The organism is Microbacterium sp. Leaf161 (assembly GCF_001423645.1).
GTDB lineage: Bacteria > Actinomycetota > Actinomycetes > Actinomycetales > Microbacteriaceae > Microbacterium > Microbacterium forte.
In genome coordinates this window covers 447,728-460,209 of record NZ_LMOW01000001.1, presented here as the reverse complement: position 1 = coordinate 460,209, position 12,482 = coordinate 447,728, and the positions used below count along the sequence as shown (strand labels likewise).

The window sequence follows — 12,482 nt, the reverse complement described above, 5'->3', positions numbered from 1 at the left end:
GACTGTCCGCGTCGCATCCACGGCTGAGGCCCGGCTCTGGGTACATTCAAAATCATGAGATCCCCCCTTGCTCGGTGTGTCGCCGCGAGTGCTCTGGCTGTCGTCCTCGTCGGTGGTGCCTCGGGCTGCGCTGCGCTGCCGAGCACGTCGAGCCCGGTGCCGACATCGACGGCTTCGACTCCTGACCCCACCCCTTCGGTCGCAGAACCCACCACCGAGCCCTCGGCCACCCCGGAGTCCACGCAGGCTCCGGCTGACGACTTCGGCGGGTTCGCAAGCGAGGAGCTGGCGCAGATCTGCATCGACGCGACGCTCTCGGCGTTCCCTGCCGACGTCGCCTTCACCATCGAGGACACCCGCATCGAGCAGAGGCTGGTCTCGCCCGAATGGCTCGTGCTGGTTCCGGCTCAGGCCTCTGGGCTCGAGGCGCAGGCCCAGTGCACGATCGGTGGTTCGCCCTCGGCGCCTGAGCTCGGCATGTCGTCGGCGTCGCTCGAGCCGCTCCCGGAGGAGCAGATCGCGAACCTGATCCGCGGCGAGAACGAAGGCGGCGATCGCTAGTGTGTGACGCGGCTGACGCCGAACTCTCGGGCAGCCACTCGCCGCAGCCGATCCTTTCGCGTCGTACGATGCTGATCGCTGCGGGTACGGTCGTCGGCGCTTCGGCCATCGGGTGGGACCTGTTCTCCCCGGGCCTCAGCGCATCTGCGGCGGGGAGCTATCTCCGGCCGTGCGGCGACGTCCGCATCTCGAGCTCCTGGCAGGGGCACAAGAACCGGAATCCGCCGTCGGGTGAACCGGGAACCGACTACGCGGTCGTCACCGGCACGCAGATCCGGGCGGCCGCCAACGGCGTGATCGTCGATCGGAAGGATTCCACGACGACCGCGACCGGACGCTACCTCGCGCTCCGGGCAGACGACGGCAACTACATCCGATATCTGCATCTGCAGTCGAGCACGGTTCCGTTGGGGGCGCGTGTCGCTCGCGGACAAGTGATCGCGTATTCGGGCGCGTCCGGTTTCGGCAGCGATACCGGCTACGGCCCCCATGTCCATGTCTCCCTCTGGATCGGCGGCACGCCCCTTCAGCTGGGATTCACCAACTCGGTCGACTTCGAGAACTACGTCGAAGTCGATCCTTACGAGCCCCCAGCGGAGGATCCTGTGCCCACCCATCAGTCGACGACATTCCGGTGGAACGCGCTATTGCCCGACGATTCCTGGTATCGAGTTCCAGTGACAGCACAGTCTTTCTGGCTGGCGGAGAGCAGCGCTTCGATCAAGGAGACTGGCGATCTCACTATCTACCTCGCTGCGACTGGGGTGACTAAGGGCTTTCAGATTCGAGTCCTGGCGCAGAGCCTCGATTCGAGCGGCGCCGTCGTGAGTACATCACCGCAACCTACTGTCGAGGTCCCCGCGACAGCTTTGACTGCCGCGAATTCGCTGACATATGGCGAGTACTCTCTGCCGTATTTTCTGTCGGGTCCTCTCCGCCTGCACGCGCAAGTCCGCGCCCTCAATTTGGGTATCAGGGTGCAGCAGGTCGTGTTCAAGAAGAACTTCTGGCAGTCGTAGCTCCGACGTCCTCCCTTCGGCGGCCGGCGTCGCGCCCACCGCGGCAGGTGGCGTCAGATGACGCTCCGGTCCGAAATACTTCCACCGGAAACCCGTTGCGTGCAGAATGAACGTGCGTCGGGGACCCGGCGCATCAGAACGGATACAAGGGGGCCCGCATGGGTATCGATGAGACCGTCAACAAGGGCAGAGATCTGTACGAGCAGAACAAGGACAAGATCGCCGAGGCAGTGAAGAGCGAGCAGGCCGAGGACATCAGCGACAAGGTCCTCGACGGCGTCGCCGACTTCGCCAAGAAGATCGCGCCCGGGGCCGCCGACAAGATCGACGAGATCCGCGACACCGCCGACAAGGCCGTCGGCAACGAATAGGACTCTCGACTGAGACCGAGAGCGGCGACTCCTCCATCGGGGGAGTCGCCGCTCTTCTGCGTCCGGCACCAAGTATTCCGTCCGGCGGTATCGCGTTTCACGACAGCGTCCCCTTAGAATGGATGACGATCGCCTGGGGAACTTGCGATCAGGGATGTCGAAGGGGTTCGACCTCCCGCACTCACGCGGTTCGCCGCGTCAAACTGGGGATAACGATTTTGGGGATCATCGTGAGACGCGCGCACTCTGTGCGCTCAGACGTCATCCCGCCCGCGCGGCGGTCGCTTCGCCGCGCCCTCGGTCGAGGATCCCGGCGTCCCTTCACGCCGGGCTCCTCGCGTTCGGTGTGCCCCCTCGCACTGAACGCCCTCCCCAAGCGGGGCGAGGCATGGGGATGCCTCGCCCCGCTCTCACCGCGTTTCTGACGATCGATCGGGGCATCGCGGGCACGTCGATCCGACCCCGGACGGACGAGTCCAGCAGATGCACAGCGAACGCGACACGCCCGGGTTTGCGCAAGTGAAATCGGCCGTGGCAGAATAGACAGGTTCGACATTCCGGCGCGCTCAGCGTGGCCGGATCACCACCACGACAGTGCATAGGCGGCGCAGACGCGCAGGGACCTAGGCCGCGGGTGGCAGAACGATCCCGACATCTTCATCACGAGGGCTTCGCCGTGCGCGGCGGAGGTCGGACACCCGCTCGCTGCGAGGCGTGCGGGATGACAGCAGAACAGTGGTGCAGCAGATCGACTCGTGAGAGCCGTCTGAGTGCCGAGGCGCGAACAGCGCCGACGTGCGTCCAATGCCCCTGGGTCACCCGGCCCAGGTCGGTAAGACGCTTAAAGAGAGAGAGCAGACAATGGCGGGACAGAAGATCCGCATTCGCCTGAAGTCGTATGACCACGAGGTCATCGACACGTCCGCACGCAAGATCGTCGACACAGTGACCCGCGCGGGCGCAACGGTCGTCGGCCCCGTGCCCCTGCCGACCGAGAAGAACGTCGTGTGCGTCATCCGGTCGCCCCACAAGTACAAGGACAGCCGCGAGCACTTCGAGATGCGCACCCACAAGCGTCTGATCGACATCATCGACCCGACGCCCAAGGCTGTCGACTCGCTGATGCGTCTCGACCTGCCTGCAGATGTCAACATCGAGATCAAGCTCTGAGGTCGGACATGGTTGATATCAACTCCAAGATTTCCAAGGGCATGCTGGGCACCAAGCTCGGTATGACCCAGGTCTGGAACGAGAGCGGCAAGCTCGTTCCCGTCACCGTCATCGAGCTCGCCTCGAACGTGGTCACGCAGATCCGTACCCCCGAGAAGGACGGCTACAACGCCGTTCAGATCGCCTACGGCCAGATCGACCCGCGCAAGGTGAACAAGCCGCTGACCGCCCACTTCGAGGCCGCCGGCGTCACGCCGCGTCGTCACGTCACCGAGATCCGCACCGCGGATGCCGGCGACTACACGCCGGGCCAGGAGCTCACGGTCGACGGCACCTTCGAAGCAGGCCAGCTCGTCGACGTCGTCGGCACGAGCAAGGGCAAGGGCTTCGCCGGTGTCATGAAGCGTCACAACTTCAAGGGCGTCTCGGCTTCGCACGGTTCGCACCGCAACCACCGCAAGCCCGGCTCCATCGGCGCATCGTCGACCCCGAGCCGCGTCTTCAAGGGCATGCGCATGGCCGGCCGTATGGGTGGCGAGCGCGTGACCGTCCTCAACCTCACGGTGCACGCCATCGACATCGAGAAGGGTCTGCTGCTCGTCAAGGGCGCCGTCCCCGGTGCTCGTGGCCGTATCGTCTACGTCCGCAACGCAGTGAAGGGTGCCTGATCATGGCTGACTCCACTCTCGCGCTTGACGTCCTCAACGCAGACGGCAAGAAGGCTGGCTCGATCGAGCTTCCCGCCGCGCTGTTCGACGCCAAGACGAACATCCCGCTCATCCACCAGGTCGTCGTCGCGCAGCTCGCGGCGGCCCGCCAGGGAACCCACTCGACCAAGCGTCGCGGTGAGGTCTCGGGTGCCGGCCGCAAGCCCTTCAAGCAGAAGGGCACGGGTAACGCCCGTCAGGGCTCGATCCGCGCGCCGCACATGACCGGCGGTGGAATCGTGCACGGCCCCAAGCCGCGCGACTACTCGCAGCGCACGCCCAAGAAGATGATCGCGGCCGCCCTCCTGGGCGCGCTCAGCGACCGCTTCCGCGGCGACCGCATCCACGCCATCGAGACCTTCGGCATCAACGGCACGCCTTCGACCAAGACCGCGGTGAACTTCCTCACCAACGTCGTCTCGTCGAAGAACGTGCTCGTCGTGATCGAGCGCAACGACGACGTGACGCTGAAGAGCATCCGCAACCTGTCGAACCTGCACGTGCTGACGTTCGACCAGCTCAACGCCTACGACGTGCTCGTCTCCGACGACATCGTCTTCACCCAGGCCGCGCTCGAGGGCTTCATCGCCTCCAAGTCCGGCGCCAACCAGGAGGTCTCCGCATGAGCGAGCAGGCAGCTGTTCTCCAGACGGCCCTGAACAAGGACCCGCGCGACATCATCCTGAAGCCGGTCGTGTCCGAGAAGAGCTACGGTCTCATCGACGAGGGTAAGTACACCTTCCTCGTGGACCCGCGCGCTTCGAAGACCGAGATCAAGCTCGCCATCGAGAAGATCTTCGGCGTCAAGGTCGCTGGGGTCAACACCCTCAACCGCGTCGGCAAGGCTCGTCGCACCCGCTTCGGCGCAGGCAAGCGCAAGGACACCAAGCGTGCCATCGTGACCCTGAAGTCGGGCACCATCGACATCTTCACGGCAATCGGCTGATCCGGGGGATAAGGACAATAATGGCTATTCGCAAGTACAAGCCCACGACCCCGGGCCGTCGCGGCTCGTCGGTGGCTGACTTCGCCGAGATCACCCGATCGACGCCGGAGAAGTCGCTGCTGCGCCCGCTCTCGAAGACCGGTGGTCGCAACAACCAGGGCCGCATCACGACCCGTCACATCGGTGGTGGCCACAAGCGCCAGTACCGCGTCATCGACTTCCGTCGCAATGACAAGGACGGCGTGGACGCCCGTGTCGCTCACATCGAGTACGACCCCAACCGCACGGCTCGCATCGCGCTGCTGCACTACTTCGACGGCGAGAAGCGCTATATCCTCGCGCCGGCGAAGCTGAAGCAGGGCGACGTCATCGAGTCGGGCGCTGGTGCCGACATCAAGCCGGGTAACAACCTCCCGCTGAAGAACATCCCGACGGGTACCGTCATCCACGCGATCGAGCTCCGTCCTGGTGGCGGCGCGAAGATGGCACGTTCGGCCGGTGCATCCGTCCGTCTCGTCGCCAAGGATGGCAACTTCGCCCAGCTGCGTCTGCCCTCGGGCGAGATCCGCAACGTCGACTCGCGCTGCCGCGCGACCATCGGCGAGGTCGGAAACGCCGAGCAGTCGAACATCAACTGGGGCAAGGCCGGCCGCATGCGCTGGAAGGGCGTCCGCCCGACCGTCCGTGGTGTCGCGATGAACCCGGTCGACCACCCGCACGGTGGTGGTGAGGGCAAGACGTCCGGTGGACGTCACCCCGTCTCCCCGTGGGGCCAGGCTGAGGGTCGCACCCGTCACGCCAACAAGGAAAGCGACAAGTACATCGTGCGTCGTCGTAACGCCGGCAAGAAGCGTAAGTAGGAGTAAGAGAAGATGCCTCGCAGTCTTAAGAAGGGCCCCTTCGTCGACGATCACCTGCTTCGCAAGGTGGTCGTGCAGAACGAAGCCGGCACCAAGAACGTCATCAAGACCTGGTCTCGCCGGTCCATGATCATCCCGGCCATGCTGGGTCACACGATCGCGGTCCACGACGGTCGCAAGCACATTCCTGTGTTTGTCTCCGAGACCATGGTCGGCCACAAACTGGGCGAGTTTGCGCCCACCCGCACCTTCCGCGGCCACGAGAAGGACGACAAGAAGGGCCGCCGCCGCTGACGCGGTGGCGATAGAGGAGAGAGAAATGGTGGAGTCCATCGCACGCGTGCGACACATCCGCGTGACCCCTCAGAAGGCTCGTCGTGTCGTCGCGCTCATCAAGGGCAAGCAGGCCCAGGAGGCTCTGGCGATCCTGAAGTTCGCACAGCAGAGCGCCAGTGAGCCGATCTACAAGCTTGTCGCGTCGGCCATGGCCAACGCGCAGGTCAAGGCGGATCGTGACGGCGAGTACCTCGACGAGCAGGACCTGTACGTGGCTAACGCCTACGTAGACGAGGGCACGACGCTCAAGCGTTTCCGCCCCCGTGCACAGGGTCGCGCTTTCCAGATCAAGAAGCGCACGAGCCACATCACGGTCGTGCTCTCGACGCCTGAGGCGGCCCCGGCCGCTGCAAGCGACAGCAACAAGAAGGCGAGCAAGTAATGGGACAGAAAGTAAACCCGTACGGCTTCCGCCTCGGCATCACCACGGACCACGTGTCGCGTTGGTTCTCGGACTCGACGAAGCCGGGTCAGCGTTACGCCGACTACGTCGCCGAGGACATCAAGATCCGCAACCTGCTGAAGACGCAGCTCGACCGCGCCGGTGTCTCGAACATCGAGATCGAGCGCACCCGTGACCGCGTCCGCGTCGACATCCACACCGCCCGTCCGGGCATCGTGATCGGTCGTCGTGGCGCCGAGGCCGAGCGCATCCGCGGCGACCTCGAGAAGCTCTCGGGCAAGCAGATCCAGCTGAACATCCTCGAGGTGAAGAACCCCGAGGCTGACGCTCAGCTCGTCGCACAGGGCATCGCCGAGCAGCTCTCTGCTCGTGTGGCGTTCCGTCGTGCGATGCGCAAGGGTCTCCAGGGCGCTCAGCGCGCTGGCGCCAAGGGCATCCGCATCCAGGTCTCCGGCCGCCTCGGCGGCGCCGAGATGAGCCGCTCGGAGTTCTACCGCGAGGGTCGTGTGCCGCTGCACACGCTGCGCGCGAACATCGACTACGGCTTCTACGAGGCGAAGACCACCTTCGGCCGCATCGGCGTGAAGGTCTGGATCTACAAGGGTGACCTGACCAACAAGGAGCTTGCTCGCGAGCAGGCCAACGCACCGAAGTCCCGTCGTGACGACCGTGGTGGCGACCGCCGCCGCGCGCCGCGCAACGAGGCCCCTGTCGCAGAAGGAGCGTCTGCCTGATGCTTATTCCCCGCAAGGTCAAGTTCCGTAAGCAGCACCACCCCGGTCGCAGCGGCCAGGCGACTGGTGGCACGAAGGTCTCCTTCGGTGACTACGGGATCCAGGCGCTCACGCCTGCCTACGTGACGAACCGTCAGATCGAGTCCGCTCGTATCGCGGTCACGCGTCACATCAAGCGTGGCGGCAAGGTGTGGATCAACATCTACCCCGACCGTCCCCTCACGAAGAAGCCTGCCGAGACCCGCATGGGTTCCGGTAAGGGTTCCCCCGAGTGGTGGGTCGCCAACGTCAAGCCGGGTCGCGTCCTCTTCGAGGTCTCAGGCGTGAGCGAAGAACTCGCTCGCGAGGCACTGACCCGTGCCATTCACAAGCTGCCTCTCAAGGCACGCATCATCAAGCGCGAGGAGGGCGACGCGTAATGGCGATCGGCACCAAGGAGCTCGCTCCGGCAGAGCTCGACACGTTCGAAGACCAGCGCCTCGTTGAGGAGCTGCGTAAGGCCAAGGAGGAGCTGTTCAACCTCCGTTTCCAGTCGGCCACCGGCCAGCTGGAGAGCCACGGCCGCATCCGCGCCGTCAAGCGCGACATCGCGCGTCTCTACACCGTGATCCGCGAACGTGAGCTGGGCATCCGTGCGACGCCCGCTCCCGTCGAGGCTCCGGCCAAGAAGGCGACCAAGTCGAAGGCGAAGAAGGCGGACTCCGCCGACGACGCCGTGAAGGAAGAGGCTGAGTGATGGCCACCAAGAAGGAAGCTGCCGTCGAGGCTGAGCACGCAGCACACGATGTTCGCGATGCGGATGCCCGTGGGTACCGCAAGTCGCGTCGTGGCTACGTCATCAGCGACAAGATGGACAAGACCATCGTGGTCGAGGTCGAGGACCGCGTGAAGCACCCGCTTTACGGCAAGGTCATCCGCCGCACCTCGAAGGTCAAGGCGCACGATGAGGCGAACTCCGCCGGCATCGGCGACCTCGTCCTGATCAACGAGACCCGCCCGCTCAGCGCCACGAAGCGCTGGCGTCTGGTTGAGATTCTGGAGAAGGCCAAGTGATCCAGCAGGAATCCCGCCTCAAGGTCGCCGACAACACCGGCGCGAAGGAACTGCTCACCATCCGTGTGCTCGGCGGCTCGCGCCGTCGTTACGCCGGTCTCGGTGACACGATCATCGCGACCGTCAAGGACGCGATCCCGGGCGGAAACGTCAAGAAGGGCGATGTGGTCAAGGCCGTCATCGTCCGTACGGTCAAGTCCACGCGTCGTCCCGACGGCTCGTACATCAAGTTCGACGAGAACGCCGCCGTGATCCTGAAGAACGACGGGGAGCCCCGCGGCACCCGTATCTTCGGACCGGTCGGTCGCGAGCTTCGTGACAAGAAGTTCATGAAGATCGTCTCGCTGGCGCCGGAGGTTATTTAAGTCATGGCGAAGATCAAGAAGGGTGACCTGGTTCAGGTCATCACCGGAGCGACGCAGGAGCGTGGCGGAGATCGCGGCAAGCAGGGCAAGGTCCTCGAGATCCTGGCCGACAAGAACCGCGTCATCGTCGAAGGCGTGAACTACGTCACCAAGCACACGCGCGTCGGTCAGACGCAGCGTGGCACCAAGACGGGCGGCCTCGAGACTGTCGAGGCCTCCATCCACATCTCGAACGTCGCACTCGTCGACCCCTCGACCAAGAAGCCGACCAAGGTCGGCCACCGGGTCGAGGAGCAGACCAAGGACGGCGTCAAGCGCACCGTTCGTGTGCGGTACGCGAAGAAGTCAGGTAAGGACCTCTGATGGCAACCACCGACGCTGCGGTGGCTGGCAAGATCCAGCCCCGCCTGAAGGCGAAGTACAAGGCCGAGATCCAGCAGAAGCTGCAGGATGAGTTCGGCTACACCAACGTGATGCAGATCCCCGGTCTGGTCAAGGTCGTCGTGAACACCGGTGTCGGTGAAGCGGCCCGCGACAGCAAGGTGATCGACGGCGCGATCGACGATCTCACCAAGATCACCGGTCAGAAGCCGCTCGTCACGAAGGCTCGCAAGTCGATCGCGCAGTTCAAGCTGCGCGAGGGCCAGGCCATCGGCGCACACGTCACCCTCCGCGGTGACCGTGCGTGGGAGTTCCTGGACCGTCTCGTCTCGCTCGCTCTGCCCCGCATCCGCGACTTCCGCGGTCTGTCGGGCAAGCAGTTCGACGGGAACGGCAACTACACCTTCGGTCTCCAGGAGCAGAGCGTGTTCCACGAGATCGATCAGGACAAGATCGACCGGGTTCGCGGTTTCGACATCACTGTCGTCACCACCGCGAAGACGGACGACGAAGGCCGCGCGCTTCTGCGTCACCTCGGCTTCCCCTTCCGTACGGAAGACGCCACGGCGTAAGCGGTTTCGGGCGGGGCGCACAGCGCCCCGCCCGATCCCGTACAATTGAAGATTGCGTGTCATCGCAGGCCGTCTGTCGTGTAACGGCAGCCGGAACCTCATGAACAAAGGAAAACAACAATGACAATGACAGACCCGGTCGCAGATCTGCTGACCCGTCTGCGCAACGCGAACTCGGCGCATCACGATTCCGTGACCCTGCCGTCGAGCAAGCTCAAGACGCACATCGCCGAGATCCTCCAGCAGGAGGGTTACATCGCCGGATGGGAGACGACTGACGCTCGCGTCGGCACGAACCTCACCCTGCAGCTCAAGTACGGTCCCAACCGTGAGCGTTCGATCGCGGGCATCAAGCGCGTGTCGAAGCCTGGCCTCCGCGTGTACGCGAAGTCCACCGAGCTGCCCAGGGTCCTCGGCGGACTCGGCGTGGCCATCCTGTCCACCTCCTCCGGTCTTCTCACTGACCGTCAGGCAGAGCAGAAGGGCGTGGGCGGAGAAGTTCTCGCCTACGTGTGGTAATCGATAATGTCGCGTATTGGACGACTTCCCATCGACGTTCCCGCGGGCGTGACCATCTCGGTCGACGGCCGTGAGGTCGCGGTGAAGGGCCCCAAGGGTGAGCTCACCCTGACGGTCGCCAAGCCCATCGAGGTCGCGGTCGAGGAGAACCAGGTTCTCGTCACCCGTCCCGACGACGAGCGCGAGTCCCGGTCGCTTCACGGCCTGACCCGCACGCTCATCAACAACAACATCATCGGCGTGACCCAGGGCTACACCAAGGGTCTCGAGGTCGTCGGAACCGGTTACCGAGTGGCGCAGAAGGGCAGCTCGGTCGAGTTCGCCCTCGGCTTCTCGCACCCGGTCCTCATCGACCCGCCCGCCGGTATCACGCTCACGGTCGAGGGCACCAACAAGCTCACGGTCAGTGGTATCGACAAGCAGGCTGTCGGCGAGGCAGCTGCGAACATCCGCAAGATCCGCAAGCCCGAGCCGTACAAGGGCAAGGGTGTGCGCTACGCCGGCGAGATCGTGCGTCGCAAGGCCGGAAAGAGTGGTAAGTAACCATGGCTCTCAAGTCAAAGTCTGACGCCCGCGCGCGTCGTCATGCCCGCCTTCGCAAGAAGGTCGTCGGCACCGAGTCGCGTCCGCGTCTCGTCGTCAACCGCTCGGCTCGCCACGTCTTCGTGCAGCTTGTCGACGACAGCAAGGGTCACACCGTGGCGTCGGCATCTACGCTCGAGACCGACCTGCGTTCGCTCGAGGGTGACAAGACCGCCAAGGCCCGCAAGGTCGGCGAGCTTCTCGCCGAGCGTGCGAAGTCTGCCGGCGTTTCCGAGGCAGTGTTCGACCGTGGCGGCAACCGCTACGCCGGTCGTGTCGCCGCCATCGCCGACGGCGCCCGCGAAGGGGGTCTGGCACTGTGAGTGACAACAAGGAGAACGAAGTGACCGAAGCGGCAGCTGCCACTTCCGAGACTGCCACCGGCACCACGCAGGCAGAGCCGTCTCAGCGCGACAACCGCCGCGGCGGTGGCCGTGGTGACCGCAACCAGGGTGGCCGTGACCGCAACTCCCGCGACCGTGGGGACAACCAGTTCCTCGAGCGCGTGGTCACCATCAACCGCGTCTCGAAGGTCGTGAAGGGTGGTCGTCGCTTCAGCTTCACCGCTCTCGTGGTCGTCGGTGACGGCAACGGTCTGGTGGGCGTCGGCTACGGCAAGGCTCGCGAGGTCCCCCTGGCGATCGCCAAGGGTGTCGAAGAGGCCAAGCGCAACTTCTTCCGCGTGCCGCGCGTCGGCAGCACCATCCCGCACCCCGTGCAGGGTGAGGCTGCAGCAGGCGTCGTCCTGCTTCGTCCGGCCGCTGCCGGTACCGGTGTCATCGCCGGTGGTCCCGTCCGTGCCGTGCTCGAGTGCGCCGGCATCCACGACGTGCTCTCGAAGTCGCTCGGCTCGTCGAACACGATCAACATCGTGCACGCGACGGTGACGGCCCTGAAGATGCTCGAGGAGCCCCGTGCGGTCGCCGCACGTCGTGGCCTCGAGTTCGACCAGGTCGCACCCGCGCGTCTTGTCCGTGCGGAGGCTGACGCCATCGCCGCACAGAAGGTAGGTGCCTGATGGCTGCGCGCCTGAAGGTCACGCAGGTCAAATCCAAGGTGAGCGAGAAGCAGAACCAGCGTGACACGCTGCGCAGCCTCGGTCTGAAGCGCATCGGTGACAGCACCGTTCGCCCCGACGACGCGCAGACGCGCGGTTACGTCAAGACCGTCGCCCACCTCGTCAAGGTTGAGGAGATCGACTAATGGCTGAGAAGAACGAAGCCGTCGAGGCCGAGAAGGCCCCGAAGAAGGCTGCCGCTCCCAAGGCCGCAGCCGAGAAGAAGCCCGCCGCCAAGAAGGCACCTGCAAAGGCGTCTTCGGCAAAGGCCGACGCCGTCAAGAAGCCCGCTGCCAAGAAGGCTGCGCCGAAGAAGGATGCTCCGGCATCCCGCCCCGGCGTGCTGAAGGTGCACCACCTGCGTCCGGTTCCCGGATCCAACACCGCGAAGACCCGTGTCGGTCGCGGTGAGGGCTCCAAGGGCAAGACCGCGGGTCGCGGTACCAAGGGTACGAGGGCTCGCAACACCGTTCGCGTCGGATTCGAGGGTGGGCAGATGCCGCTGCACATGCGCACCCCGAAGCTGCGCGGGTTCAAGAACCCGTTCCGCGTCGAGTACCAGGTCGTGAACCTGGAGAAGCTCGCGGAGCTGTACCCCAAGGGTGGCGACGTCACCATCGGCGACCTGGTCGCCAAGGGTGCCGTTCGCAAGAACGAGAAGGTCAAGGTTCTCGGAAACGGCGACATCGCCGTGAAGCTCACCGTAGCGGTCGACAAGGTCTCGGGTTCTGCCGAGCAGAAGATCGTGGCGGCTGGCGGATCCGTCAAGTAACCACTTCATGAGAGGGGTCGGAGATTCTCCGGCCCCTCTTATGGGTTAGCCTGTTCTTTCAGCCGTCCTTCAGG

General features: G+C 64.8%; 23 protein-coding genes. All 23 read left to right on the top strand.

Annotated elements, in window-relative coordinates:
* Positions 1–54 precede the first annotated feature (54 nt).
* Positions 55–561: a hypothetical protein gene (locus ASF87_RS02345; protein ID WP_157549980.1), complete on the top strand. Its 507-nt coding sequence runs from the start codon at positions 55–57 to the stop codon at positions 559–561.
* 68 nt (positions 562–629) lie between these two features.
* Complete coding sequence (locus ASF87_RS02340) at positions 630–1,580, top strand: M23 family metallopeptidase (RefSeq protein WP_157549979.1); 951 nt, start codon at positions 630–632, stop codon at positions 1,578–1,580.
* A gap of 158 nt (positions 1,581–1,738) precedes the next feature.
* The gene (locus ASF87_RS02335; protein WP_056373849.1) at positions 1,739–1,951 is read left to right on the top strand and encodes a hypothetical protein; all 213 of its coding nucleotides are present in this window, start codon (positions 1,739–1,741) and stop codon (positions 1,949–1,951) included.
* Between the two features lie 861 nt (positions 1,952–2,812).
* Positions 2,813–3,121: a 30S ribosomal protein S10 gene (rpsJ, locus tag ASF87_RS02330; RefSeq protein ID WP_005050520.1), complete on the top strand. Its 309-nt coding sequence runs from the start codon at positions 2,813–2,815 to the stop codon at positions 3,119–3,121.
* Between the two features lie 8 nt (positions 3,122–3,129).
* Positions 3,130–3,789 carry a 50S ribosomal protein L3 gene (rplC, locus tag ASF87_RS02325; RefSeq protein WP_042538750.1) on the top strand — a complete coding sequence of 220 codons (660 nt, stop codon included), beginning with the start codon at positions 3,130–3,132 and terminating at the stop codon, positions 3,787–3,789.
* A 2-nt stretch (positions 3,790–3,791) separates the two neighbouring features.
* A complete protein-coding gene (gene rplD, locus ASF87_RS02320; RefSeq protein ID WP_042538752.1) occupies positions 3,792–4,454 on the top strand; it encodes a 50S ribosomal protein L4 in 663 nt (220 codons plus the stop codon).
* On the top strand, positions 4,451–4,774 hold the full coding sequence (gene rplW, locus ASF87_RS02315; RefSeq protein WP_042538754.1) for a 50S ribosomal protein L23: 324 nt from the start codon (positions 4,451–4,453) through the stop codon (positions 4,772–4,774). Before rplD ends, rplW begins: the two co-directional genes overlap by 4 nt.
* A gap of 20 nt (positions 4,775–4,794) precedes the next feature.
* Entirely contained in the window at positions 4,795–5,634 is an 840-nt protein-coding gene (rplB, locus tag ASF87_RS02310) for a 50S ribosomal protein L2 (RefSeq protein ID WP_042538755.1), read from the top strand.
* A 12-nt stretch (positions 5,635–5,646) separates the two neighbouring features.
* Positions 5,647–5,928, top strand: coding sequence for a 30S ribosomal protein S19 (gene rpsS, locus ASF87_RS02305; protein ID WP_017829205.1), 282 nt, complete (start codon positions 5,647–5,649; stop codon positions 5,926–5,928).
* A gap of 25 nt (positions 5,929–5,953) precedes the next feature.
* A complete protein-coding gene (gene rplV / locus ASF87_RS02300) occupies positions 5,954–6,352 on the top strand; it encodes a 50S ribosomal protein L22 (protein ID WP_042538756.1) in 399 nt (132 codons plus the stop codon).
* Entirely contained in the window at positions 6,352–7,107 is a 756-nt protein-coding gene (rpsC, locus tag ASF87_RS02295) for a 30S ribosomal protein S3 (protein ID WP_042538759.1), read from the top strand. Before rplV ends, rpsC begins: the two co-directional genes overlap by 1 nt.
* Entirely contained in the window at positions 7,107–7,526 is a 420-nt protein-coding gene (gene rplP, locus ASF87_RS02290) for a 50S ribosomal protein L16 (protein ID WP_042538761.1), read from the top strand. Before rpsC ends, rplP begins: the two co-directional genes overlap by 1 nt.
* Positions 7,526–7,843 carry a 50S ribosomal protein L29 gene (gene rpmC / locus ASF87_RS17945; RefSeq protein ID WP_017829202.1) on the top strand — a complete coding sequence of 106 codons (318 nt, stop codon included), beginning with the start codon at positions 7,526–7,528 and terminating at the stop codon, positions 7,841–7,843. Before rplP ends, rpmC begins: the two co-directional genes overlap by 1 nt.
* Complete coding sequence (rpsQ, locus tag ASF87_RS02280) at positions 7,843–8,160, top strand: 30S ribosomal protein S17 (protein WP_042538763.1); 318 nt, start codon at positions 7,843–7,845, stop codon at positions 8,158–8,160. The genes rpmC and rpsQ overlap by 1 nt, the downstream gene beginning before the upstream one ends.
* On the top strand, positions 8,157–8,525 hold the full coding sequence (gene rplN, locus ASF87_RS02275; RefSeq protein ID WP_042538766.1) for a 50S ribosomal protein L14: 369 nt from the start codon (positions 8,157–8,159) through the stop codon (positions 8,523–8,525). Before rpsQ ends, rplN begins: the two co-directional genes overlap by 4 nt.
* Positions 8,526–8,528: 3 nt before the next feature.
* Positions 8,529–8,888, top strand: coding sequence for a 50S ribosomal protein L24 (gene rplX, locus ASF87_RS02270; protein WP_056312869.1), 360 nt, complete (start codon positions 8,529–8,531; stop codon positions 8,886–8,888).
* On the top strand, positions 8,888–9,478 hold the full coding sequence (gene rplE, locus ASF87_RS02265) for a 50S ribosomal protein L5 (protein WP_056373847.1): 591 nt from the start codon (positions 8,888–8,890) through the stop codon (positions 9,476–9,478). Before rplX ends, rplE begins: the two co-directional genes overlap by 1 nt.
* A 120-nt stretch (positions 9,479–9,598) precedes the next feature.
* On the top strand, positions 9,599–9,997 hold the full coding sequence (gene rpsH / locus ASF87_RS02260) for a 30S ribosomal protein S8 (protein ID WP_042538774.1): 399 nt from the start codon (positions 9,599–9,601) through the stop codon (positions 9,995–9,997).
* Positions 9,998–10,003: 6 nt separating this feature from the next.
* Positions 10,004–10,540, top strand: a complete 537-nt coding sequence (gene rplF, locus ASF87_RS02255) for a 50S ribosomal protein L6 (RefSeq protein WP_042538776.1) — start codon at positions 10,004–10,006, stop codon at positions 10,538–10,540.
* Positions 10,541–10,542: 2 nt separating this feature from the next.
* The gene (rplR, locus tag ASF87_RS02250) at positions 10,543–10,902 is read left to right on the top strand and encodes a 50S ribosomal protein L18 (protein ID WP_042538778.1); all 360 of its coding nucleotides are present in this window, start codon (positions 10,543–10,545) and stop codon (positions 10,900–10,902) included.
* Positions 10,903–10,922: 20 nt separating this feature from the next.
* On the top strand, positions 10,923–11,597 hold the full coding sequence (rpsE, locus tag ASF87_RS02245; protein ID WP_052492887.1) for a 30S ribosomal protein S5: 675 nt from the start codon (positions 10,923–10,925) through the stop codon (positions 11,595–11,597).
* Positions 11,597–11,782 carry a 50S ribosomal protein L30 gene (gene rpmD / locus ASF87_RS02240; protein ID WP_042538783.1) on the top strand — a complete coding sequence of 62 codons (186 nt, stop codon included), beginning with the start codon at positions 11,597–11,599 and terminating at the stop codon, positions 11,780–11,782. The genes rpsE and rpmD overlap by 1 nt, the downstream gene beginning before the upstream one ends.
* Positions 11,782–12,408 carry a 50S ribosomal protein L15 gene (gene rplO / locus ASF87_RS02235; protein WP_079113390.1) on the top strand — a complete coding sequence of 209 codons (627 nt, stop codon included), beginning with the start codon at positions 11,782–11,784 and terminating at the stop codon, positions 12,406–12,408. The genes rpmD and rplO overlap by 1 nt, the downstream gene beginning before the upstream one ends.
* Positions 12,409–12,482: the final 74 nt, after the last annotated feature.